This window comes from Thalassospira profundimaris (genome assembly GCF_003326795.1).
In the GTDB taxonomy this organism is placed as follows: domain Bacteria; phylum Pseudomonadota; class Alphaproteobacteria; order Rhodospirillales; family Thalassospiraceae; genus Thalassospira; species Thalassospira profundimaris_C.
Genome location: NZ_JPWI01000001.1, coordinates 365,517 through 390,052, shown reverse-complemented (window position 1 = coordinate 390,052; position 24,536 = coordinate 365,517). Strand labels below are relative to the sequence as shown.

General features: G+C 53.1%; 25 protein-coding genes. 9 read left to right on the top strand and 16 right to left on the bottom strand.

Annotation, left to right across the window (positions count from 1 at the left end):
* Positions 1-6 precede the first annotated feature (6 nt).
* The 6 genes from TH30_RS01890 to TH30_RS01865 form a co-directional block, all read right to left on the bottom strand.
* Positions 7-840: a substrate-binding periplasmic protein gene (locus TH30_RS01890; RefSeq protein ID WP_258548575.1), complete on the bottom strand. Its 834-nt coding sequence runs from the start codon at positions 838-840 to the stop codon at positions 7-9.
* A gap of 115 nt (positions 841-955) precedes the next feature.
* Positions 956-1,669 carry a DNA polymerase III subunit epsilon gene (gene dnaQ / locus TH30_RS01885; RefSeq protein ID WP_114096388.1) on the bottom strand — a complete coding sequence of 238 codons (714 nt, stop codon included), beginning with the start codon at positions 1,667-1,669 and terminating at the stop codon, positions 956-958.
* An 18-nt stretch (positions 1,670-1,687) separates the two neighbouring features.
* A complete protein-coding gene (coaE, locus tag TH30_RS01880) occupies positions 1,688-2,272 on the bottom strand; it encodes a dephospho-CoA kinase (protein ID WP_114096387.1) in 585 nt (194 codons plus the stop codon).
* Positions 2,273-2,293: 21 nt separating this feature from the next.
* Positions 2,294-3,160 (bottom strand): shikimate dehydrogenase, encoded by an 867-nt coding sequence (locus tag TH30_RS01875; RefSeq protein ID WP_114096858.1) that lies wholly within the window; start codon positions 3,158-3,160, stop codon positions 2,294-2,296.
* A gap of 169 nt (positions 3,161-3,329) precedes the next feature.
* The gene (locus tag TH30_RS01870) at positions 3,330-3,929 is read right to left on the bottom strand and encodes a Maf family protein (protein ID WP_114096386.1); all 600 of its coding nucleotides are present in this window, start codon (positions 3,927-3,929) and stop codon (positions 3,330-3,332) included.
* Positions 3,930-3,957: 28 nt separating this feature from the next.
* Positions 3,958-4,782 carry a pyruvate, water dikinase regulatory protein gene (locus TH30_RS01865; RefSeq protein WP_114096385.1) on the bottom strand — a complete coding sequence of 275 codons (825 nt, stop codon included), beginning with the start codon at positions 4,780-4,782 and terminating at the stop codon, positions 3,958-3,960.
* Positions 4,783-5,462: 680 nt separating this feature from the next.
* On the opposite strand from TH30_RS01865, the gene hemE reads away from it, so the two are divergent.
* The 3 genes from hemE (at position 5,463) to hemJ (ending at position 8,378) form a co-directional block, all read left to right on the top strand.
* Positions 5,463-6,497, top strand: coding sequence for a uroporphyrinogen decarboxylase (gene hemE / locus TH30_RS01860; protein ID WP_114096384.1), 1,035 nt, complete (start codon positions 5,463-5,465; stop codon positions 6,495-6,497).
* A 207-nt stretch (positions 6,498-6,704) separates the two neighbouring features.
* Positions 6,705-7,820, top strand: coding sequence for a ferrochelatase (gene hemH / locus TH30_RS01855; RefSeq protein WP_114096383.1), 1,116 nt, complete (start codon positions 6,705-6,707; stop codon positions 7,818-7,820).
* Positions 7,821-7,949: 129 nt separating this feature from the next.
* Positions 7,950-8,378: a protoporphyrinogen oxidase HemJ gene (gene hemJ, locus TH30_RS01850; protein WP_114096382.1), complete on the top strand. Its 429-nt coding sequence runs from the start codon at positions 7,950-7,952 to the stop codon at positions 8,376-8,378.
* A gap of 114 nt (positions 8,379-8,492) precedes the next feature.
* Here hemJ and secB read toward each other — a convergent pair whose 3' ends face one another.
* Together secB and TH30_RS01835 are read right to left on the bottom strand one after the other, a co-directional pair.
* A complete protein-coding gene (gene secB / locus TH30_RS01845) occupies positions 8,493-8,984 on the bottom strand; it encodes a protein-export chaperone SecB (RefSeq protein ID WP_114096381.1) in 492 nt (163 codons plus the stop codon).
* 357 nt (positions 8,985-9,341) lie between these two features.
* Complete coding sequence (locus TH30_RS01835; protein WP_114096379.1) at positions 9,342-9,950, bottom strand: FxsA family protein; 609 nt, start codon at positions 9,948-9,950, stop codon at positions 9,342-9,344.
* Positions 9,951-10,289: 339 nt separating this feature from the next.
* On the opposite strand from TH30_RS01835, the gene TH30_RS01830 reads away from it, so the two are divergent.
* From TH30_RS01830 to TH30_RS01820, 3 genes are all read left to right on the top strand, one after another.
* On the top strand, positions 10,290-10,997 hold the full coding sequence (locus tag TH30_RS01830) for a Tim44/TimA family putative adaptor protein (RefSeq protein WP_114096378.1): 708 nt from the start codon (positions 10,290-10,292) through the stop codon (positions 10,995-10,997).
* A gap of 214 nt (positions 10,998-11,211) precedes the next feature.
* Complete coding sequence (mltA, locus tag TH30_RS01825; protein WP_114096377.1) at positions 11,212-12,477, top strand: murein transglycosylase A; 1,266 nt, start codon at positions 11,212-11,214, stop codon at positions 12,475-12,477.
* 102 nt (positions 12,478-12,579) lie between these two features.
* On the top strand, positions 12,580-12,945 hold the full coding sequence (locus TH30_RS01820) for a Dabb family protein (RefSeq protein WP_114096376.1): 366 nt from the start codon (positions 12,580-12,582) through the stop codon (positions 12,943-12,945).
* 30 nt (positions 12,946-12,975) lie between these two features.
* On the opposite strand, the gene TH30_RS01815 is transcribed toward TH30_RS01820, so the two are convergent.
* The 8 genes from TH30_RS01815 to TH30_RS01775 all read right to left on the bottom strand — a co-directional run bounded on the left by TH30_RS01815 (position 12,976) and on the right by TH30_RS01775 (position 20,949).
* Positions 12,976-13,869: an EamA family transporter gene (locus TH30_RS01815; protein ID WP_114096375.1), complete on the bottom strand. Its 894-nt coding sequence runs from the start codon at positions 13,867-13,869 to the stop codon at positions 12,976-12,978.
* A 135-nt stretch (positions 13,870-14,004) separates the two neighbouring features.
* On the bottom strand, positions 14,005-15,252 hold the full coding sequence (locus TH30_RS01810; protein WP_114096374.1) for a Fic family protein: 1,248 nt from the start codon (positions 15,250-15,252) through the stop codon (positions 14,005-14,007).
* Positions 15,253-15,507: 255 nt separating this feature from the next.
* The gene (gene rlmN / locus TH30_RS01805; RefSeq protein WP_114096373.1) at positions 15,508-16,752 is read right to left on the bottom strand and encodes a dual-specificity RNA methyltransferase RlmN; all 1,245 of its coding nucleotides are present in this window, start codon (positions 16,750-16,752) and stop codon (positions 15,508-15,510) included.
* Between the two features lie 230 nt (positions 16,753-16,982).
* The gene (locus tag TH30_RS01800) at positions 16,983-17,546 is read right to left on the bottom strand and encodes an invasion associated locus B family protein (protein ID WP_114096372.1); all 564 of its coding nucleotides are present in this window, start codon (positions 17,544-17,546) and stop codon (positions 16,983-16,985) included.
* A gap of 184 nt (positions 17,547-17,730) precedes the next feature.
* Positions 17,731-18,234: a hypothetical protein gene (locus TH30_RS01795; protein WP_147251914.1), complete on the bottom strand. Its 504-nt coding sequence runs from the start codon at positions 18,232-18,234 to the stop codon at positions 17,731-17,733.
* A 20-nt stretch (positions 18,235-18,254) separates the two neighbouring features.
* Entirely contained in the window at positions 18,255-18,752 is a 498-nt protein-coding gene (locus tag TH30_RS01790; RefSeq protein ID WP_258548574.1) for a bactofilin family protein, read from the bottom strand.
* 302 nt (positions 18,753-19,054) lie between these two features.
* A complete protein-coding gene (locus tag TH30_RS01785; RefSeq protein ID WP_114096369.1) occupies positions 19,055-19,732 on the bottom strand; it encodes an EI24 domain-containing protein in 678 nt (225 codons plus the stop codon).
* A 518-nt stretch (positions 19,733-20,250) separates the two neighbouring features.
* Positions 20,251-20,949, bottom strand: a complete 699-nt coding sequence (locus TH30_RS01775) for a LolA family protein (protein WP_114096367.1) — start codon at positions 20,947-20,949, stop codon at positions 20,251-20,253.
* Between the two features lie 234 nt (positions 20,950-21,183).
* Here TH30_RS01775 and gshB point away from each other — a divergent pair, with 234 nt between their 5' ends.
* The 3 genes from gshB (at position 21,184) to TH30_RS01760 (ending at position 24,460) form a co-directional block, all read left to right on the top strand.
* Positions 21,184-22,128: a glutathione synthase gene (gshB, locus tag TH30_RS01770; protein ID WP_114096857.1), complete on the top strand. Its 945-nt coding sequence runs from the start codon at positions 21,184-21,186 to the stop codon at positions 22,126-22,128.
* A 185-nt stretch (positions 22,129-22,313) separates the two neighbouring features.
* On the top strand, positions 22,314-23,783 hold the full coding sequence (locus TH30_RS01765) for an alkaline phosphatase D family protein (RefSeq protein WP_114096366.1): 1,470 nt from the start codon (positions 22,314-22,316) through the stop codon (positions 23,781-23,783).
* Positions 23,784-23,830: 47 nt separating this feature from the next.
* The gene (locus TH30_RS01760; RefSeq protein WP_114096365.1) at positions 23,831-24,460 is read left to right on the top strand and encodes a glutathione S-transferase N-terminal domain-containing protein; all 630 of its coding nucleotides are present in this window, start codon (positions 23,831-23,833) and stop codon (positions 24,458-24,460) included.
* Positions 24,461-24,536 lie beyond the last annotated feature (76 nt).

The following is a 24,536-nucleotide window of genomic DNA, read 5'->3' as shown; positions in this document are numbered from 1 at the left end:
CGTTTCCTATTCATCAAGACCCGAGAGATCTATACATCCCAGGCCGTTATTTCCAAGATCGAGCATCGCCCGGATGAACCCGTTTTCGGGGTTGGCTGAAAGTCCGTGGGAGCGGCGATTTTCAACAAAGAAACCGTCAGTTTTAAAAAGATCAAGCTGTCTTTGCAGGCCGGATATGTCGTCATCGGGAACATCGCCACTTATGGCAATGTAAAGGTAGCAACTGCGATAGGGCACCACGCCGTCAATCTCGGGAAGATCTTCCCCCCTAGCCTCGTCATTGGCCTGGTCAATGTAATAGCGCAGCACATTGCCACCAATTGCAATCAGATCAACACGATCTGCCCGCATCATCGGCAAAAGAAGCTCTTCACGCGGTACAATAACCAGTCTTTGTGCCCCGCGCGCGCGCAAATAGGTTTCACGCGCCGACCCCATCAGGACACCGATGCGAGCATCCTCAAGGATGTTGGAAAATCCCCTTTCCGCCCAGCCATGCATTGCGAAACCATAGAGATTCCATATCGTCCGACTGACCGGACCAACCCATTTGAAACTGTTTTCACGATCCTGCGACCGGGTCATCGGATAAATGACATGACCGCTTTCGTGATCGGCTTCTTCAAGCTGTCGTTTCCAGGGCATCTGATCGACAAGTCCGACCTGCAATCCGGCCTTGTCAAAAAGTTCGATTACAAGACTGTCAAAATATCCCGGTTCACGCCGACCGGCTGACCGGCTGCGTGCATTTTCGGAAAGATGAATGACATAGTGCCCGTCAAATGGAGCATGATCACTTTGCGCATGTGCTTCACCCCTGTTCTCATGGGCGAAAGACACAGATAAATCTGGAATTGGAATAAAAAGAAAACAGGCGGCCAGAACAAGTGAACTGATGCATTTGGCAATATGCCGGTCGCGGAAACGGGATTTCAGGCTATTTCGCCTCCCCATATCACGCCTCTTGTTTCTTTAACCAAAGGGCGTCTTTGACCTTGCTTTCGATATAGGCCTGATGGGCGGCAAGTTCTGCCTCACTTATGACATGCGGACGCGGTTCAAGCCGGTTTGATTTCGGACCAAGAACGCGTCTTCCATTGCCCTGATCATTGCCATCGCCATCCTGTGCGTTGGGATCAAGTGACAGACCATGCTGACGTCCGCCCAGAAGTTCAAGATAGACCCGGGCAAGCAGATCGGAGTCAAGCAGTGCCCCGTGCAGGGTACGGTTGGAGTTGTCGATCTTGAAACGGCGGCACAATGCATCAAGGCTGACCGGGGATCCCGGAAACTTTTTGCGCGCCATCTGCACCGTATCAAGCGCACGGTCCATGGCAATGCGCGGCTTGTTCAACCATTCAAGTTCCGCATTCAGGAACTTCATGTCAAAGGCGGCATTGTGAATGACCAGAACCGAATCCTCGCCAATGAATTCGATAAAATCATCGGCAACCTCGGCAAAGACCGGCTGGTCTTTCAGGAAGTCATCGCCAAGCCCGTGAACGTCGAAGGCCTCTTTGGGCATCGGGCGCTCGGGATTGATATATTGGTGATATTGCCGCCCGGTCGGCATGTGATTGATCAGTTCGATACAGCCAATTTCCACCAGGCGGTGGTCTGCATAGGGATCAAGGCCGGTGGTCTCGGTATCGAGGACAATCTCACGCATAAAATCTGGGTCCGATGGTCAGCTTAACTGGTCAATAATGCCTTGAATATATTGAAAAGTCACCGCACGTCCCAACCCTGTCGGGATGACATAATCGCACCGTTTGCGCTTTTCAATATCGGGCATCTGTTTGGACAGAATGGCGGAAAATTTTTCATCCGTCATCCCTTGTCGTGCAAGAACACGCTGACGTTGAACAAACCCCGGCGCGGAAACAACCGCAACGGCATCACAGCGTTGTTCACCGCCCGTTTCATATAAAAGCGGGATATCCAGCACCACCAAAGACCGTCCCAGCATCTGCTGGCTGCGCAAAAAGCGGATTTCAGCCGCCCGCACCAGCGGATGCAGAATCGCTTCGAGTTTTTTAAGAACTTCCGGATCGGAAAATGCCCGTTTGCCGAGTGCCTGCCGGTCAATCCTGCCATCTTTGATAATATCGGGAAAAGCCGCCGCAATCGGATCAAAGGCAAGTCCGCCCGGTGCCATCAGGATATGGGTGGTTGCATCGGCATCATGGACCGGCACGCCAAGAAAACGAAACATCGATGCCGCCGTCGATTTTCCCATCCCGATCGACCCGGTTAAGCCCAATATCACCATAACAGGATTACCTTTATATGCTTAATCAGGCGAAAGAACGAAATCGCGCAGTTCCTGGGTAACTTCCGGATCAATGCCGAACCAGCGATGAAATCCCGGTCGGGCCTGATGAAGCAACATACCAAGACCATCGACAATCGGGTTGCCGCGCTCACGCGCCTGGGCAAGAAGATCCGTGACCAGTGGCGCATAGACAATATCGGTGACAAGGGCCGATGTCGGCAAACCATCAAGGTCGATATCGAGTTTCGGCTGCCCGACCATGCCAAGACTTGTCGTATTGACCAGAAGCGCGACGTCGGAAAGGGCTTCGGGTGACACGGGCCAGTCAATGACCTTGAGACGCGGATCGTTGAATTCGCGTGTCACATCCTCGGCCCGTTTGCGGGTGCGGTTGGCAATCCTGATTTCGGGGCTTTCTTCGTCAAGAAGAGCGACCAGAATGGCGCGCGATGCCCCGCCCGCGCCCAGCACCACCGCCGGACCGGATGTAAAATCGATCCCGGGGGCTTCCTGACGCAGGTTTTCAATAAAGCCGAACCCGTCGGTATTATCACCCAAAAGCCTGCCATCCTTGGCAAAGGTCACGGTATTGACCGCCCCGATGCGACGTGCCCGGTCCGAAAGCTCGTCACATTCGGGCATGGCCATTTCCTTTTGCGGGATGGTGACATTGACCCCGGAAAAGCCCAGATTTCGAAGCGACATCAATGCTGCCTGAAAGTTTTCCGGCTCGACCGGCAGGGGCATGTAACTGCCATCAATCCCGTATTTCGCAAGCCAGTAGCCATGCAGGCGCGGCGATTTGGAATGCGATACCGGCCATCCCATCACACCGGCCAGACGCGAGGTTCCAGAAAGGGTACGGTACGGAATACGGGCTGTCATGATGCGATAGTTTCCTGCCTGACGGGAGTTATTCGGGTTTTCGTTTTGTTTTAAATAATGTGCCAAACCGCATGGATGCCCGCCTGAGCGGGCACGACGAAAAAGAAGATTTTTCCAAAACCGTCACTCCCGCGAAGGCGGGAGTCCACAAGGCTTGGCAAAGTGCTTTTTATGCCTTGAGCACGCCATGATCGCGCAAGAAACCGATCAGTGGCAATAACGGCAAGCCAAGAACCGTGAAATAGTCGCCGCGCACTTCGGTAAAGAGCTGCGCACCAATGCCTTCAAGCTGATAGCCGCCAACGCAATTGAAAATCTCTTCACCGGCGGCATCAAGATAATCTTCAAGCCATTCATCGCTGAAATTGCGCATCGTCAGATGGGCGGTATCAATTGTGCCCCAGATGCGTGACCCTTCCTTATATATAACAGCGGCTGAAACCAGCTGATGGGTTTTACCCCGCAGGGCCAAAAGCTGTGCTCTTGTATTGTCACGGTCGCGCGGCTTGTCAAACCAGATGCCATTGCATTCAAGCATCTGGTCAGCAGCAATCACGATGCCGTCAGGCTGCTGACGATACATGCGCAGCGCCTTCATTTCCGCCAGTGTTTCAGCGGCTTCGGCCGCACTGGCCCCTTCGGCCTTCATCGATTGTTTATAGCCTTCCTCGTCAATCATCGAGGCGACTGCTTCGCAGGCGACACCTGCATTAGTCAGCATGGCGTGACGGGTCTTGCTGCTGGAAGCCAGAATAAGCCGATGGTTCATAAGTCTTTATATCCTGTTCGAAAGTCCGTTAGTGACCGCGCCGGTCATACATGGTTGCCAGGATCATGGCAGCGGTTTCTTCAATGGATCGGCGGGTGACATTGATAATCTTCCAGCCGCGATCGGTAAAATAGCGTCTTGCCTGATGGACTTCATCGCGCACGGCCACAGGATCAACATAATCACCGCCCTCGCCGCGTTCGATCTGACGAAGGCGGTTTTTGCGGATCGAAACCAGCTGATCAACATCCTTGATCAGGCCGACCACCAGCGGCTTCTTGAGCTTATCAAGTTCAGGCGGCAGCGGACATCCGGGCACAAAGGGAATATTGGCCGTCTTGATGCCACGATTGGCCAGATAGACCGAAGTTGGGGTTTTCGATGTTCGCGACACACCGACAATCACTACATCGGCCTCTTCAAGATCCCAGCCTGATTGCCCGTCATCATGAGATAGGGTGTAATCAATTGCCTCGATCCGGCTGAAATATTCCTCGTCCATTTTATGAAGGGCGCCGGTACGACCCCGCGATTGCTGGCCAAGATAACCGGCCATCATGGTCACGGTATTATCAAGGACGTGACTGTGAGGCACCTGAAGCCTGCGACAGCCTTCTTCGAGTTTGCGGCGAATGTCGCTGTCAAACACGGTGTAAAGGACAATGCCGGGATTGCGTTCAATATCGGCCAGAACACGGGCCAGCTGGGCGTCGGTTCTGATCAGCGACCAGACATGTTCATGGGCACGCACATCGGGAAATTGCGCAATACAGGCGCGCGCGACACCGTCAACAGTTTCGCCCGTTGAGTCCGAGACCAGATGAAGATGAAAAATATTGTCTGTCTCGACCATATGCTGTCCGTTTTTTGATCACTTTTCGCAATGCAAGCCCGCTTTATCCACTTTTTGCGCGCCAAGCGATTTTTCCAAGTTTTTTAAAACCCGGATTTGGGTGTTCGATATTCCGATCACTAACCGGACGGATAAGGTATATTAGCCCAACCCGGAGTTAAGCAATCGGAGTCGGGCCTGTGGACAATTGTGGATAACGGGAGCGACTCCGGCCCGATTTTTTCCACAGGAATTATCCTCCCCCTCATACAAACTTTCTCAAGGCGTCTGTCCCGACCGGGATAAGTAATTATTTTTTCCCGTAATAGCAGGGATAAGAAGGCAAAAACCAGTGTTATTCACCTTATCCCCGTTATTCAAAATCGGCTTTTCCCAAGCTCAGGTCTGGGAGTCGTTCGGAGTCGTACACAGTTTTCCCCAAACCCGTTTGAGATGAATCATTTTTCCCGAGTCGGAATGTGAATAAACTGTGCACTAAATTTAATCCCTGTTATCCACAGGTATCCACCTACAAACAACATCCTTTTTTATTAAATAAGGTTTTGTTAGGCAGAACGTGGAAAACGTCCTGGCTCAGTTCCCAGGACAAAATTCACGGAAACGAAACTGGCCACCTGGTCCTCGGGTCAAAGACCGGAACCAGATAAAAAAGCGATCGGGACAGACGAACAGGAAACCAGATGCTCAATACCACGAAGACTTTCTTGCGCGCCCTTAGCGGTGAAACCTTGCCGGTGCCGCCAATCTGGCTGATGCGCCAAGCAGGTCGATATCTGCCAGAATACCGTGCAACCCGTGGAGAAGCAGGATCATTTCTTGATCTTTGCTATAATCCCGATCTTGCCTGCGAAGTTACGTTGCAGCCACTCAGGCGCTATGACTTCGATGCGGCAATTCTGTTCTCCGATATCCTCGTTATACCGCAGGCACTTGGGCAGCATTTGGCATTCAAGCAGGGAGAAGGCCCACAGCTTGAGGCCATCCGCGATGCTTCGGGCCTTGGCAAACTTTCGGTCGAAGGCATCCATGACACGCTTGGACCGGTCTATGAGACGGTCTCGAAGCTTTCGGCAGCCATCCCGTCGCACACGGCCCTCATCGGCTTTGCTGGCGCCCCATGGACCGTTGCGACCTATATGGTCGAAGGCAAGGGGTCCAAGGATTTTGCCAATATCCGTCGCTTTGCCTATGGCGATCCGGACGGCTTTGCCCAGCTGATCGACATTCTGGTTGAGGCCACCACACAATATCTGCTCAAACAGGTCGAAGCCGGGGCCGAATGCATCCAGCTGTTTGAAACCTGGGGCGGTGTGCTTTCTGAAACCGGCTTCAAGCGCTGGGTGATCGAACCGACCAGACAGATTGTTGCCAATTTGCGGGCGGTCCACCCGGATTTGCCGATTATCGGCTTCCCGCGCGGGGCCGGTTTACATCTGATTGATTTTAAAAACCAGACCGGTGTGACCGGTGTTGGCCTTGATAGCGGGGTTCCGCTTGATTGGGTGGCAGAAAATCTTCAGAAACTGGGCCCGGTACAGGGCAATCTTGATCCGATGTATCTGATCACCGGTGGAGATGCGATGCTTGCCGAGACCAGACGGATTCTTGATACGCTGGGCAACGGGCCGTTTATCTTTAACCTTGGTCACGGCATTACGCCTGAAACGCCGCCGGAAAATGTCGAGAAACTGGTGAAGTTTATCCGCAATCAATAAGCATCAAGTGCAGACAATGACTGCATTTTATTTCGTGATTATTGAAATCAATCAAATCGATTGGAAAATTCAATGCGTATGATGGGTTAAATCCGTTGCGTATCCACCCTGTTTGACCAATATAGGGCACGGAGCGGGACGGGTTTATCCATTGACGAGATTTCCGGTTGGACGGAACTGGTCAAAACGCCATGTAAGGATAATCCTATGTCCGAGACGACGCGCAAGAAACGCGCCATTGTTCTTTTCAATCTTGGCGGCCCGGACAGCCCGGAAGCCGTCGAACCGTTTCTGTTCAATCTGTTCAATGATCCGGCGATCATCAGCCTGCCCAATCCGTTCCGGTTTTTGCTGGCCAAACTGATTTCGCGCCGTCGCGCACCGATTGCCCGCGAGATCTATGATCATATCGGCGGAAAGTCACCGCTTCTGGAACTCACCCGGGAACAGGCGGATGCCTTGCAGGCAGCCCTGAATTCCGAAGATGACGGCTATGAAAACCGTTGCTTTATCGCCATGCGCTATTGGAAACCGTTTGCCGATGAAAGTGCGCAAGCGGTCAAGGCATGGGGTGCCGATGAGCAGATATTGCTGCCGCTTTATCCGCAATTCTCGACCACGACCAGCGGATCATCGGTCAAGGACTGGAAACGGGCCTGTCACAAGGTTGGCCTGACTGCACCGATCAAGACCGCCTGTTGCTACCCGACCAATCCGGGCTTTGTCGAGGCATCAGCCGAGATGATCCGCGAAGGTTATGACCGGGCATTGGCCAAAACGGTCGAACTTGGCATTGATAAGCCGCGTGTCCTGTTTTCGGCCCATGGCGTGCCCAAGGCAGTGATTACCAAGCGTGGCGACCCCTATCAGTCGCAGATCGAAAAAACATCGGCCGCCGTGGTCGAAAAGATGGCGATCGAGGGACTGGACTGGAATGTCTGCTATCAAAGCCGGGTCGGTCCGATGGAATGGATCGGTCCGTCGACCGAACATGAAATCGAACGGGCCGGACGCGAAGGCAAGGCCATCGTTGTTGTGCCAATTGCCTTTGTCACCGAGCATTCGGAAACCCTGGTCGAACTTGACATCGAATATGGCGAACTGGCCCATGAAAAGCAGGTTCCGGTCTATGAACGTGTGCGCACGGTCTGTTCCCATCCGAAATTCATCAATGGCCTTGTTTCGGTTGTGAAACAAACACAGCATGAACTCGATAAAAAGGGCTCTGATGATTACACGGTGGAAAGCCGTGGCTGGTGGTGCCCGGATGAACATTCCTGTGCAAATGCCAAACAGCCGGGTCTCAAGTCCGCCGGGGCATAGGTAAAAATGCAAATGATTTCAGGCCGGTTCCGTTTTGGGACTGGCCTGTTTGCTGTTATGGTTTGAAAAATTCCGCGCTACGTTTGGTAAAGCCAACAGCATCAGACCGTTCAGTCAGAGAAGAGAGAGATGGATACATACAGCATTGTAAAATCCCTGCATGTCATCAGTGTCATTGCCTGGATGGCGGGGCTTCTCTATTTGCCGCGGCTTTACGTCTATCACTGTGAAGTTGAACCGGGCTCGGAAGCCAGCGAGAAATTCAAGATCATGGAACGGCGTCTTTTGCGCGCCATCATGAACCCGGCAATGATTGCAAGCTGGGTATTTGGCGGATATCTGATCCATGTTGCCGGTGTGATGAGCGACGGCTGGTTCCATGTGAAGCTGTTATGCGTCGTGCTGATGACGATTGCCCATATGATGCTGGCCCGTTATCGTCGGGCATTTGAAGCCGACGCCAATACCAAATCCCAGAAATTCTATCGTATTTTCAACGAAGTACCGACGGTCCTTATGATCATTGTGGTCTTTATGGTGATCGGGCGTCCGTTCTAAACAGCATTGCCTATTCGGCATAGCGTCTAAATATTACGATATGAAAATAAAAAGGCCGCCAAACTGGCGGCCTTTGTTTTGGTATCGAACCAAGTAGAGAACAGATTGGGTCAATCAGGCATTCCCAGCCGGCTGACCTTCCATCTGTTTTGCAAATTTCTTGCGGAAAAGATCAGCAAAATCAATCTGCTGCATCATCAGCGGCGGGAAGCCGCCATCGGCAGTCAGGTCTGCGATGATCTTGCGCACATAGGGGAACAGCAGGCGCGGAACTTCGATCATCAGAACCGGCAGACGGTGTTCGTCGGCAACATTCAGGGTGACCACACAGCCATACTGAAGTTCTGCGATGAAAGCGACTTTATCGCCAACGTCTGCTTTGACATTGATCTTGATGGTCACTTCGTGAAGTTTCTGATCCTGGGTGGTGCGTGCCTCGACATCGACATCGATGTTGATTTTTGGCTGCTGCTGCAGGGCAACGCTTTCCGGTGCATTCGGATTTTCAAACGAAAGATCCTTGATGTACTGGGTATGGATCGTAATCGGATTGCCGGCTGGCTGCTGCTGTGCGCCGCTTTCTGCACCGGTGGTATTCTCGGCCATTAAAGTCTAGCTCCCTTGAGTCTTCGGTCTTGGTCAGAAAAAAGCCTTCAGGCTGGTGATTTGCGCAAGCGGTCCCGACGAGGATGTTGATTACCTTGCGGGGCTGTGGTCACAAACCGGCTGAACTGCTTGTTTCTGACGCCGTGCAATTACGGCAGATCAATTGGCCTAGCACGGATAACAGCCACGGGCAAGCCAATCAGATTGTCTGCAAAGCCCATATTTCTGCGGTTTTAAGTGATGGTCAGGCTGCGCGGGTTTTGAAATTACAGGCAGAATCACAAACAGAATCATAGAAGGCTGGCCGTTTGAATTGGCCAGCCTTGTGAATTTGTGATTTTACGGTGAAATTGCCGTCTAGCTGCGCGGTGGCAGATTTGGCGGAATACCGGAATCTGTCTTGCTGTTCATATCCCGGTCAGACGGTGTGTCATCGTTGCGCGCACCGTTGGTATTGCTGCTGACATCTTCGAAATCGCCATCAATGATCGGACCGGCACTGCGACGGCCAGTACCCCGGCCAGCACCTGTTCCGGCACCCATGCCACTGGTATGACTGCTGCGCCCGGCACCAAAACCGGCACCGCCAAAGCTGGTGCGGATATTGCCCGACTGGACCAGTTTCATGATGACCTTTGCCCCGACCAGCTGGCGCAGGGGCGGAACCAGAAGCAGGAAGCCCATGGTATCGGTGACAAAGCCCGGCGTCAGAAGCAAGACACCGGCAATCAGGATGCAGATGCCATCAAACATCGGACCGATGGGCATTTCGCCCTGATCCATCTGGCTTTGGGCCTTGGCAAGGGTTTGTAATCCCTGTGCGCGCATCAGCGACGTTCCAAGAATAGCCGTCAGAATGACGATGCCGATGGTTGGCCACAAGCCAATCAGTTCGCCAGCCTGAATAAAGACCGCGATTTCAATGATCGGCATTGCGACGAATATCGCCAGGACATAAAAACCCATTTTTTCTCCGTTCCTTGCGCCTTTGACCGCAGATTTTCCGGTAATTGGATCGTATTTTAACGTCATTCCTGACGCTGTGCTTAAACAATTGCAGAAAACAACTTGGATTTCAGTGATTTCCTATTACTCTGCAGTCTGTATTGGTCGGGAAACTAGTGCCATAACGCGACAAAAATGCGGCAGAGCGCCAGTATCATCGCCATATGATGGTGAAGACGATCACACGACAGAGCGTGATCATCGGTTGCCCTTGCATTTGGTTGGGTTCATACCATCTCTCGACCACGGTTGTGATATAAATCCGGCCTGTTTGAAACCACTAGGATCAAGAGATCGGTCTTGCAGTATTTCGATATCTTTTTATTCGCACTGATTGCTGTTTTTCTTGTGCTGCGTTTGCGGGGTGTTCTTGGCCGCCGTACCGGCAACGAAAAACAGGGGCCATCCAATATTTTTGGCCGTCAGTCCCATGAACAGGATGCCAATGGCGCGCAGAAGGATGCGACCGCGCCCAAGACGGACAATGTCTATCGTTTGCCTGATTCTGCAAACGAACAGGATGCGACAGATGTTCCATCAGGCACCTTTGCGACCTTGCAGAAGATTCAGAAATTCGATCCGAGCTTTACCCAGCAGGACTTCCTGAATGGCGCGCGCATGGCGTTCGAAATGATTGTCGAATATTTTGCCAAGGGCGACAAGGATGGCCTCAACCCGCTGCTTTCGGCAGAAGTTTACAAGAACTTTGCCGCAGCAATTGATGCCCGCGCCCAAAAGGGCGAGCATGAGGAAACCACCCTTGTCGGCATCAAAAGTGCAACCATTCATGATGCCAGCCTTGAAGGGCGCACGGCATATGTCACGGTCAAATTCGTCTCCGAGGAAGTCTCGGTCATTCGCAATGACGAAGGTGACGTGATTTCCGGTGATCCCAATCAGGTGATCGAGGCCGAAGACCTTTGGACTTTCGCGCGCAATATCGAAAGCCGCGATCCCAACTGGCAACTGGTGGCAACCGAAACCCCGGAAGAAGAAACCACCGACTGACGGGTTTTTTGCGAGATCAGAAATTCTGGGTGATCCGGGCAACCGGGTCGCCTTTTTTATTGTCCGGGCTGGCAAGCCCGATGGCAAGTGCCTGCGGTTATCGGCTTGTTAAGCATGTTGCGGGCAAGATTGGTGCGTTCGTGCGCCGCAATCTTGCCGGTGCTGTCTGCCTTGCCAAGTCATGCCAATGCCATGCTAATGAACGGGTTCTATCTTGAAGCGACGTCTGGTTCTTTCCCGCAGTCTTTCCATTATCTCTGTTCTTGTTGGTGCCGGTGCTGCCCTGATCTGGATGTTCTGGCCGCAAATTACCGGCCAGTTCGAAGCACCCCCCAAGCCGGAAGATGAACTGAGCCTGCGCCCGGCGACTTTCACCATGCTTGATGGCTGGCAATCCGATGACATGCGCCCGGCCATTCGTGCCTTTGCGCGGTCCTGCAAGGCGATGCTGCGGCGCGATGATGACAAGATGGTCGGACCTGATGGGCGCATGGGAACCATCGGGCAATGGCGCAATGTGTGCGAAATGGCGGTATCGCTCGATGTTGACGCCCTGCGCAAGGAAGATGCGCGCGCGTTCTTTGAAAGCGATTTCAAACCCTATCTCAGTGGCAATGCCAATAATCCCGAAGGCCTGTTCACCGGCTATTACGAACCGGAATTGCGTGGCAGCCTGACCCGTGAAGGCCCATATCAAACCCCGATCTATCTGAAACCCGACGATATGATTTCGGTCGATCTTGGCGATTTCAGTGAGGAGCTGAAAGGCAAGAAACTGGTCGGACGCCTGACAGGCAGCAATCTGAAACCCTATTTTGACCGGGCTGCCATCGAACAAGGGGCGCTTTCGGGCCGCGATCTTGAAATGGTCTGGGTTGATGATGCGGTTGATGCCTTTTTCCTGCAAATTCAGGGGTCCGGACGGGTTGTGCTGCCCGATAACAGCGTATTGCGCATCGGATATGCCGCCACAAACGGGCATCCCTATTTTGCGATTGGCCGCGAGCTGATTGAACGCGGGGCTTTGACCCGAGAAACGGTATCACTTCAGACCATCCGCAAATGGCTTCACGACAATCCCGGCGAGGCCGACGGGGTAATGAATACCAACGCATCCTTTGTGTTTTTCCGCCCGCTTCAGACTGACCCGAACGATCCGACAGCAGGTCCCCTGGGGTCACAGGGGGTTGCGCTCGAACCGGGTCGGTCCCTGGCGGTGGATCGCCGTTTCCATGCCATGGGAGTACCGGTGTGGGTTGAAACCCGTGATCCGATGAATGCGGACCGGTCATTTAACCGCATGATGATTGCCCAGGATACTGGCGGGGCGATCCGGGGGCCGGTGCGCGGCGATATCTTTTTCGGACCGGGCGAAGATGCCGCATTGTTTGCCGGTCATATGAACCGCAAGGGTCAGAAATATGTTTTGCTGCCCAACAGCATTGATCCGGCGAGCTGGGAACCGAAAGCAACGCAATGAACGGTCAAGTCTGACCAGATTATCATTTGAAGCAGGGTTCAGAGGTCATCACATAGCACTTGATCCGGTTCGATCTTGGCAAACCAGAAGGAAAAGCACTTTATGCTCCGTCACATTGTACTTTTGCAGGTCGCTGATCACATCCCGGCAGATCAGGTAGATGCCATCATTGACCAATTGGCAAAAACCGCCATGTCCCTTCCTGGCACAAAGGCCTTTTGTGGCGGCAAAAAGAAGATTGGAAGCGGTCTTAGCCAGGGTTTTACCCATGGCTATAATATCGATTTCGTCGATGAAGCCGCGCGGGATGCCTATCTGGCGGAACTTGATGGTGACCGGGTCGGCAGCAGATTGTCCGAAATCACCGTCGGGGGGCTTGGCGGGATTTTGGTGATGAATATTGATATCAGCAATATCCAGACCCCGGATAAAACCCCCGATCAAAAACCGCAATTGCGATGGGTTTGATCGGATAGATATAGTTATCTGATCTTGTTTTCAAGATAACTTGGTCTTCTGACCGGAAAACGTCGTCATAAGCTTTCCACCAAAGACGTTAATAACAAGTCCGGCCATCACCAATGCCGCCGAGATCATCTTGATCGGACCAAAATCCTCGCCCAGAACCAGGGCCGAGGTCGCCATGCCGACAATCGGTACCAGCAGGGTAAAGGGGGCGACCAGCCCGACCGGCAAGCTCGAAAGCAACCGTCCCCAGATCGCAAAGCCGACCAGTGTCACCGGATAGGCCAGATAGAGGATCGAGCCAACACCGATCCAGCTGATCTGATCGCTCAGTGTGGCCAGATTTGCGCGGTCTTCGGTTGCAAAGGACAGAATGGCCAGCGGGATTGGCGGAATCAGGCTGGCCCAGACGACAAAGGACAGCATCTGAACCGAACCGGCCTGTTTCATGATGATATTGGCCACACCCCATGCGGCGGCGGCTGCAACCACCAGAACAAGGCCGATGGCGGTAATTGATCCGTCGGAGACAAACATCAGCAACCCGACCCCGAAAAAGGCCACCAGCATGGCGACATAGCGATGCGGGCCGATCTTTTCGCCCAGCACAAACATGCCCAAAATCAGGGTAAAGAAGGCCTGGAGTTGCAAGACAAGGGATGAAATCCCGGCCGACAAGCCCAGATCCATGCCCAGAAACAGCAGGGAAAACTTGATACAGCCCAGAACCACACCAAAGCCGACCACATATTTCCAATGACATTTCGGCCGCGGCAGGAAGAACACAGCGGGCAAGGCGGCAAAGGCAAAACGCAGCGATGACAGCAGGATCGGTGGCATTTCACCCAGCCCGAGCTTGATCACGGTAAAGTTCGCACCCCAGATGGTGACGACCAGTAGGATTGCGAAAAACTGCCCGAGTGACATCTGCGTTCAGACCTTGCGATAGTTTCGTGGGGGAAGGTCACGCTATGCCTGTCTGAACAGATCGACAATCAAAACAATGTCATGGCGACAATTTTGCGCAAACGGTTCTGCCTCATCGTTCTGCTAAAACGCTTGTCAGCGCCCCAGTTTCAGTGCCGGGGGTTGTGGTGGTTCGAGAACAGTGTCGGTAAACAGATTGGGAAAGAGCTTTTCTCTGAACTGTATCGGGAAATTGATCCTGACTGGTCCCTTTTGGGTATCGGAAATAAGGAAGCCGGTTTCGATCAACTGGCGAATATCGCCCTGAAGTGCCCGGCCAGTCAGCGGCTTTGAACCACCAGCAATAAAATAGGGAATGTCACCTCTGGCGACTTCACCATGGCGCAATACTGCTTCGACAATCTTTGCAGCCCGTTCCGCCCCAATGACATCTCCTGCCAAAACAGGCATGCGTTCATTCAAGCGATCAAAGTCAAACATCGTTGATGTAAACCTGATCTGATCAAGCATTACGGTCAGAAACCATTCAGAGAACTCTCTGAGTGCGGCCATAGAGAGGTTTCCTCTGCCATCTCTGTCTCCCTGTCGCTGAATATCTGCTGCTGCCAGTCTCGTTTTGTATTCCTCTTTGCTCTGCAGGCCACGTGCTAGTCCGCGTGAAATCGACCATAGGCCATTTGCGCCAACACCGGCTTTCAAACACATCGCATGTGACATCAATCGGCCAACGCGGCCATTCCCGTCTAAGAACGGATGAATATATGCAAATCTGTGATGCGCAGCAGCGATACTTACCACCCGATTAATTGGTGATTTGGCTGCCAGTTTATAGCGCGTATGGAAATGCTTCATAAAGGCATCAACCCTAGTGGATGTCGGTGGAATATGTGCTCCGATAACAACATCATCCTCTTCAACCTTGCGGAATTCTCCGGGTTCAACAAACCTGTCGTTATGTCCTTGCTTTTGAACAACACGCAGGGATTCCGGCAATGCCTTGTAAAAGTTAAGATGGATGTCACGAATGAACTCACTTGAAACGCAATCATCAAGTTTGCCGTCAAAATAGAGTTGGTTGATCCAGTCTTGCACTTCGACATGAACCCGGGCCTCTACAATATGCGGCACTCTGTCGTTTTCATTCTTCTCAGCAATTGCTTTCTCAATGTCCGCCGGACGGGTATGGTGACCCTCAATGAGATTTGAATAATAGCTGTTCATGATCCCGACAAACGTTCGCAATTGACGTATAGACGCTTCAGGAAGCCCCATACCAAGCTTGGCAGACTCAGCCTGAATTTCCATTGCGAGATCAGCCAGTTCAGTTGGCATGCTGTCTTCTATGAACGCTGGTTCAATGCGCGCAACGTCTTCGATAACCATCTTGTATTTTCCTATACTCGATGCGTATTGATGCCTTGAATTATATAGATTATTTGACGTAATTAAATACATACTTCCGATACATACTTCCGATACATACTTCCGATACGTACTTCTGGTACACATGTCTCTTGCCTACTTCCTTGCCTGCTGTTGGGGGCAACCCCTGAGTTAAACCATAACGAAAAACACCGGATAGCTGGGCCATCCGGTGTTTCTGAACGCATTTTTATCTTGGTGAAGGTCAGGTTCGCATTACTGCGCGGCAACCACGCCTTCGTCGCTGGTACCGGCACCCGATTTGCCGCAGCCCGAAACGCGGGATTTGCGCAGGCGCTGGCTTTCGGATTTCAACTGACCGCAGGCAGCAAGAATGTCGCGGCCGCGCGGCCAGCGGATCGGCGCTTCATAGCCGTTATCAAGCAGGATCTGCGCGAATTTCTTGATGTCGTTGGTGGGCGTGCATTCATAATCCGAACCCGGCCATTTGTTGAACGGGATCAGGTTGAATTTGCAGTGAATGCCCTTGACCAGCTTGGCCAGCGCGCGGGCGTGCTCAGGCTTGTCATTGACGCCCTTGAGCATGACATATTCCATCGTGATCGGACGCGAATTGGACATGCCCGGATAGTTCCGGCAGGCATCCATAAGCTCCTTGAGCGGGTATTTCTTGTTGATCGGCATGATTTCATTGCGCAGATCATCATCAGGCGCATGCAGCGAAATCGCCAGACCGACACCAAGTTCCTCGCCACAGCGTACGATTTCCGGAACCACGCCGGATGTCGACAGCGTCACACGGCGGCGCGAGATCGAAATACCTTCGCCATCCATGGCAATGCGCAGGGCATCGCGGACATTTTCATAGTTAAACAGCGGCTCGCCCATGCCCATCATGACGATGTTGGACAGACGACGAATGCCATTGGCCGGGGTCGGCCATTCGCCATAGCTGTCGCGTGCCACCATGAACTGGCTGACAATTTCGCCCGGTGTCAGGTTGCGCACCAGAAGCTGGGTGCCGGTATGGCAGAATTTGCAGGTCAGCGTGCAGCCGACCTGTGATGAAATGCAGACAGCACCGCGATCTTCGTTGCGATCGGGGATATAGACCGTCTCGGCCTCGTTACCGTCATGGAACTTCATTAGCCATTTATGGGTATCATCCGAGCTTTTCTGATCAGCTGTCAGAACCGGACGCCCGACATAGAAATCCTGCGAGATACGATCACGCAGCTTTTTGGAAATATTGGTCATATCGTCGATGTTGGTCACACCGCGGTTATAGATCCAGTTCCAAAGCTGTTTGACGCGAAACTTGCTTTCACCCATGTCGGCCATGAGTTCGGTCAGTTCTTCGCGGGTAATCCCGACCAGATCGCGCCGACCGTCGGCAGCCTGCCCATTGGCGGCGCGCGTAACGAAGTCGGACAGCGATGGCCCGTCCTGCGTCGCAGGGGCATCGGTCTGGGGTGCGTTTTCGGTCAGGACGTCGGTCATCCCGGGGTCTCTCTCTTGGTTCTTGTGGTCTTGCGGGTCTTGTCTGGGGGCTATGCGTTTTACGCGATCGCGTGACTATACCAGAAAAGATGCAAAAATGCTTGGCCCCGCATATAGCGGGGCCGGGCGAAATTAGAAACGATAAATTTCACATTGCTGCTATCGCGCATATGCAATCAGGGTTGCACATAAAAGGGACGCAGCATCACCTATCGGTTTGCAAAACGCGATCAGTTGACCGGCTTGGTGTTGCAAGCCTTTGAAATAGCGTTATAGGCGGCCGTAAAGCCCGACAGCGAATAGGTATCGGTGGTTTTGGTATCACGCGTTGAATAGCCAACCACGACCATGTTCGAACCCGATTTCATGGCACTGACAAGCTTGCGGTCGGTTTCAGCATCAACCGCCCAGGCTGAATCCGCATGGGTAAACAGGCTGAATTTCTTGGAATCGATTCGAAGATCGACCGTGCTTTTGTCCTTGTAGGTGTAACCGGTAATGAAGCTGACTTCATTAAACAGTTTCAGACCCGGACGGTGAGTTACCATCACGTAAATCTTGCCGCGCTGGGTATAGTCACCTTTGGCCGATGTCGGCTGGCTGCCCATATAGCAGACTTTCTGACCTTCTTCGGAATAGGTGTAAGCTTCCCATTTGCCAAAAACGTCAATCAGCTTGGGCGAATTCTGGGCCTGCGCGCTGGTGGCAGGAATGCTGATCGCAATCACTGAGATAAAGGCTGACAGGGCAGCGGCAATCGAAGTTCTGACGAGACGATGGGCGTGTTTTTTCATGAGGTCGCGTATCGTGTCTGAAGTTTCGGGACAGACCCAAACGGGCCAGGAAGGAGGTAATAAAGCCATCAGATATGGCAAATTTATGAGGTTGCCTGACTGAGTCTGCCGACAAAAGGTAAAGATTAAACCAAGATGATCAGCGCGATCTGCGAATTGGCAGGCTGGCGGGTGATTTCCGGTCCTATCCGTTGGCGAGATTCAGTTTTACAACCTGATCAAGGCAATCCTGAACCGAAATTACGCTGTTTCCACGGCGCATACGGGCCAGCATGTGAGCCAGTTCACGTGGTTGTCCTTCTGCCTTGGGAACAAAAAAGGCATCAAAGGAACATTGTTCGGAACGATATTGCCAGACGCGGATTTCGCCTTCGCCGCGGACCATTTCCGGTGTGCCGATTCTGGCTTCAAATGCGTCTTCTGACAGGCCCTTAAGCGTTTCGCTCGGGATTTGCTTGAACGGGATAGCAGCGGTTTTGCCCGGTTTGGTATTTTCAGGCTTCTTGCGGACAACCGGTCGTGATGTCTTGATCTGGCCGCTTTCTTCAAGCTTGCCATAGTTGGTATTGGTGGTGCCCGGCGGCACGGCATTGCCGCCACAGGCACTTAAGCCCACGGCAATCAGGGCCAGAATGCACAACACCCCGAACGGACGGATGATGTCCGATCGGGGTGTCTGTATGGTCAAACCAACTGCGCGCACGGGACTTAGGAATCTTCCGATTTGCGCGGAATGGTGATCGCCGCGGTGGTACCGGCGCGCGACAGGCCATCGTCGCTGCCCTCGACATAGTCGAGTTCACCCTTGATGCGGGCACCATTTTCGATCTGCAACGATCCATAAGTGATCTTGCCGTTGATTTCGGCGGAATTGATCACGGTGACGCGACGTGCGGTCAGGTCACCTTCGAACTTGCCACTGATTTCTGCTTCGTCAACCTGTGCCGACCCGATGAAGGAACCGCCTTCGGACACTTCAAGACGGGTGCATTCCTTGATCTGGGCTTCGACAACGCCCTCGACGACCAGAACGTCACAGGAACCGATTTCACCCTTAAGCGTGATATCGCGACCGACCGTCAGCTTTTTGCCCTCGGCATTGCTGGCCGCACTTGCAGGACGGCCCGAATTGCCACGGGTCGGGATTTCAAGCGGGCGTTTCGGGATTTCCGGGCGGAAGCTGGTAGAATGCGGTTTACTGGACATTTGCGGTTCATCCTTTGTGCGCGGCTTGGTGAAGAGCTGCGGCTCAGTACGTTTTTCTGTTTTTACGGCACTGCCAGAGGCGTGCTCGGATGCGATCTCTGTCGACCTGGTCGTGGTCCCGGAAAGGGTGCCTGATCCATCCTTGACAGATGTATCGGACGAAGCCGCATTACTGTCGACTGTTTTATTGGCTTTTTTCTTCCCAAACATTGGATGACCAGATCCTTGTATTGCAGTTTCGGTTCAGCAATCCGCTCTCCGTCTGCCTTGTGCGTGCCGTGTCATGCGGCGGTGTTCCAGCGTTATGCACTTTGGGGCACAAAGGTGCCAAGGCGAACAGAATAGTGGACCATAAAGGCTGTTGCGATAATCGGCGCGACCAGATTGACCACCGGAATGGTCATCAGGAATGTCAGGCCGATACCGGCAAGCCAAAGCTTTTTCTGGCGACTTTTGCGAATGGTCTCAACCGTGCGTGCATCATAACGGCGTGCCGCAACCAGTTCAAAATATTCGCGCGACAAAAGATATCCGTTCATCGTGTAGAAGGCGATGACATAAAGCGGACCAGCCAGAAGAAGTGGCAAAATCAGAATGTTAAGCGCAAGGGCCGTCAGCGCGAATTTCAGGCCGCTGATCAGGGCCTCGGAAATCGGCTGCGGACGGGTTTCGGGCAAGGTCGGGTAATGCTTGTCTTCGACCGCATCGGCAATCTGATCAAGCAACAGGCTTGAAATCAGAACCGTGGCTGCGGGAAACAGCAAAATCACCAGCAACATCAACCCGATGCCAAGCAGCCAGTCGACCGCACTTTCAAGCCAGCCGCCATCGGTGAAGAAGGTAATGGAATTCAGGCCAAGCCAGATCAAAACCCAAAGACCGATAATGGTGGCCAATGCACCGGCAACACCAATCAGTACGACTTTGCGAAAACGCGGGTCGGAAAATTGTGCGATGGATTTCAGAAAGTCATTGATCATCGAACGTGTCGGTCCTGTCGTGTCATTTGGCGAACTTTGCCTGCAAGGGAATCATGCCTGATGTTCCTATGCAATTAAAATTAACAGCCCGTGAAATCTGCGCAAAAAAGCAGAAAATTTCCCAAATCCGGCCGGGTCGGGACCCAAACCAAGTTTTCCGTCTTATCGTGGCGTTTGGGCAAAAAAAAGGCGTCCGGCCAGGGGGGAGAACCGGACGCCAGCGCTCCGATGATCTGGAGCGTGAGGAAAGGTAGGGGAGACCTCTTCCTCACACCGGGTTCCCATCATTAAGGGGAACCTTGTGACAGACTCACATATAGGAAGCTCGCTGCCCCTCCGCCATAGCATCCGGGCCGAAATTTGCCCTGCCTCACGAATGTTTGAGTGATTCTGAACAATGGCCGGTTTCATTACGAAACCCCAATGGCGACAAGGGTTTGAATCAAAAAATATTTAACAGTAACCGGCCCGAAAGCCGGTCTGTCTGATCGGGCAAGACAGATGAGAAATTTTTATGATCAGTTGCCGCTTTGCGGCCAGATACGCTTGAATTTGAACAGGGCCGGATCAAGCGCAACGCCCTCTTCGGTGTTGAAAAGCGTTACTGTGGTTTCAATCCCGGTCGGATCGGTGACGATCCACTGGCGCAGCTGCATCGGTTTTTCGGCAAAGACCAGCGTCACACTGCCTGCACCCGGATCGGTTTTACGGACCAGTTCAACGCGGATGGTTTCGGCGGTGCGCTGAAAATTGACGACTTTGACCTTGTCGGTCAGCGAGATATTCTCCGCCAGAATGATACCGGCCGGGGTTTCATCAATGTCGAAATAGGTCGGCGCATTGATTTCCTTGTCATAGTAAATGAAATCATGCCCGGTCGAGACCAGAAGGATTTGTGCCGGCGGGTTATATTCAAACCGCATCTTGCCCGGACGTTCCATGAACAATTCGCCCTCGGCGGCCCCGCCATCCGAGGAAATCTGTACGAAATCGGCCTTGAGCGTGGTGATATTCGCCAGATAGTTTTCGATCTTGCTGATCATTTCCGGGCTGATTTTGTCAGCCGACTGGGCGTGCGCGGCCTGTGGCAGGAAAGCGACGCTGGCAAGGGTTCCAAGACCGATGGCAGTGGCAAGGACACTTGCAGCAATCAAGGACCGGCTTTTCTTGCCGATATTTTGCAAATGTGCCCTGGAATTCTTACGCGAAAAAGTCATGTGCCTGTCCGGTCTTCAAAACAAATAATTGATGGCGATTGCGGAAGATGAATGGCGGATGATAAAAATCCTGCCAAATGTAATCGCAACATCTTACATATCGCATCATTTGGCCGGGAAGGCCAGCCGGGTCAAGCCATGCCCGCAAATGATCACAATTGGCCGTTTTGGGCCATAATTGTCGACATGCAGGTCAGGGGCAGCACCGTCCCGGTGAACAGGAGAACGCGTTTAATGAGCCGTATCGTCGCCATCCAGATGGATCCGATCGAATCAATCGATATCAAAGGGGACTCCACCTTTGTCATGGGCCTTGAAGCCCAGGCGCGCGGATATGAACTTTTGCATTATCATCCCGATGACATGTTCTATGACCGCGGCCGCATCAAGGCCGAAGTTCGCCCGATGACCCTGCGCTACGAGCATGGCAATCATCATGATCTTGGCGCGTCCAAGGTCATTGATCTGGCAAAGGAAACCGACGTCATCCTGATGCGTCAGGACCCGCCGTTTGACATGAATTACATCACGGCGACCCATTTGCTTGAGGCGATCCATCCGGAAACATTCGTGGTCAACCATCCGGGCCATGTCCGCAATGCGCCAGAAAAGATCTTTGTCACCGAATTCCCGGATCTGATGCCGCCAACCCTTATCACGCGATCGGCTGCGCGCATCCGTGAATTCCGCGAAGAATTCCACGACATCATCGTCAAGCCGCTGTTTGGCAATGGCGGGGCGGGTGTTTTCCATCTCAAACCGGGGGATGAGAACCTTAATTCCCTGCTGGAACTGTTTGCAGCCCAGTCGCGCGAACCCTTGATGGTTCAAGCCTATTTGCCTGATGTGCGCAAGGGCGACAAACGCATCATTCTGGTTGACGGCAAACCGGTTGGCGCGATCAACCGTGTTCCGGCCGAAGGCGAGGCGCGATCAAACATGCATGTTGGCGGTGTTGCCGAGAAATCGCTTCTGACCCCGCGCGAACTTGAAATCTGTGATCGGATCGGGCCGGAGCTTAAAAAGCGCGATCTGATCTTTGTCGGGATCGATGTGATCGGGGATTATATGACTGAAATCAACGTCACCTCGCCGACCGGCTTGCAGGAAGTGAACCGCTTTGACGGATCGAAGCTTGAAAGCCTGATCTGGGATGCGATCGAGACGCGCCTGTCCTAAGTGAACGGCTTTTTCGAAATCAAGGGGCAAGTGATCCGGGTCGCTTGCCCTTTTTTGTTTCGATTGCTTTTCTGGACTTCAACAATCCGTTCAGGATGTGGTCAGGTTTTATGTCCATCAACACGGAACCGCCTTACCGACTGAACGTATAAGTGACGTAGCACTTCGGCAGATGACAGGGACAGATGACAGCCAGCACGCCATCACCAAGCACTGATACCGACCTGTTCGGGCCGTTCCTGTTTGCCCGTGGCGGCACCGGTCAGATATCGCGGATCGCCGCACTTGTGGTTGCGCCCGAAGGGCTCGACATTCCCGAATTTCGCACAGATTCCGGCCAGCCTGTTCTACCGGAATTGCTGGCGACACTTTATGGGCGCTGCTATTGGCGGTTTGAGTTCGAGCTTCCCGCCAATGCGGATGCCTGTTATTATTTCGGAAGTGAAACGTATTCTGTCTGCACGGATTTTACCGGTGATCTGCGGATTGGGTTTGTGTCCTGTAACGGGCAGGAAGACGGTGATCTTGACCGGCCGCTTGAAGACCGCAATGCATTGTGGATTGATCTGGCCAGACAACATCAGGACAGGCCTTTTGCGTTGTTGCTCCATGGCGGGGATCAGATTTATGCCGACGGGGTGTGGGAGTGCCATCCGGGCATCATTGCCTGGGACAAGGCGCGCCGCCGCCAGAAACTTGCCACGGCATTTGCCGAAGACATGCGTGATGCGGTTCTGAAATTCTATCTTGATCATTATCTGGCGATCTATGGGCAACCCCAGATCAGTCATATGCTTGCCCGCGTGCCGTCGCTGATGATGTGGGATGACCATGATATTTTTGATGGCTGGGGCAGCCACAAGAAATGGTTTCAGGGATCACAAGTGGCGCGTGGCATGTTTGCCTGCGCGCGGGCGGCATTCTGTTTGATGCAGCTTGCAACCAGTCCGGATACCGGTCCGAAAACCCTGCCTGCAATGGTGCTTGACCGGGATGGAAGAAGCCTTGGCTGGCGGGTGGATTATCCGGGGCTGAGCCTGGTTGCGCCCGATCTTCGATCCGAACGGACGCCCAATGACATTATCGGTGATCACGGCTGGCGCGATCTTCCGGGTGCCCTTGAAACCATACCCGATGGCAACCGCATCCTGTTGATGTCGAGCGTGCCGGTGATTGGTCCGCGCCTGTCACTGGTCGAGATGTTTTTGCATCTGTTGCCCAGCGCCCAGAAATATGAAGACGATCTGCGTGACCAGTGGCAAAGCCGATGGCACCGGCGCGAATGGTGCCGGTTCCTTGAATTGCTTGAACGCATTGCCAATGATCATGATCATGAAATTACCCTTCTGTCGGGGGAAATCCATGTTGCAACCCGCGGGACTTTTGAAACAGCGGGTAAAACCCTTCATCAACTGGTGGCCTCGGGCATTTCCCACACCGCCCCGCCGGTGATGTTTGCAAGGGTGTTGGGTTTGCTTGCATGGATCGGGGATCATCCGTTGCCGGATCGCCCGACCAGACTAAAACCGCTGCCGGGGCGCAAAGGAACCTATTGTGCAGCGCGAAATTACCTTACACTGGCCCGCAAGAATGAACGCTGGGATGCAAACTGGCATCTTGAGGGGATCGGCGAGACACCGGATCTGACGATATAGGGCGTTACAAAATCCGTAACGTTCAATAACGGCAAGGGATTTTGACCATGATGCAGCTTTACTATTCTCCAACGTCACCTTTCTCGCGCAAGGTACGTGTTGTTTTGCGTGAACTGGGTCTGGAAAAACAGGTCAGTGAAATCCTGATTGATCCCTGGACCGATGCCGCCCTTCGCGCCCATAACCCGCTGGCCAAGGTTCCGACCCTGATCCTTGAAGACAGGATGGCGGTGTTTGAATCAGCGGTGATTTGCGATTATCTTGACCAGCTGGCCCGATCAAAAGGCCAGTCCGAAGGCGTGATCCCCCAAAGCGGGGGGGAACGGCTTAATGCCCTGAAATGGCAAGGACTTGCTGATGGCATGATGGCGGCGACGGGACGCCTTTTTGCCGATTCAAAGCGCGATGAAACAGATCGTTCCGATTTCGTAATGGAACGTCAGGCAGCCGCAGTACAAAGCGCAATTGATGCCATCTTGGACGGCCTGCCGCAATTGCGGACCGAAGCGCCACATATTGGCACATGGTCGGTTCTGGTCGGGCTTTATTACATTGATTTCCGCTGGCCCGAACGGCGATTTGACATTCCGGTCCGGGTGCGCGACTGGATGGCGATCATGTCCGAACGGGAATCTTTGACTGAAACTGTGTTCCATTTGCCCCATGACACGGATTGACAGCGATCAGAAGCCAATTGCCTGCGATCAGGTCATGGGTTAAAGCCATCGTGAAACCTGCCTGATCGCGCTATAA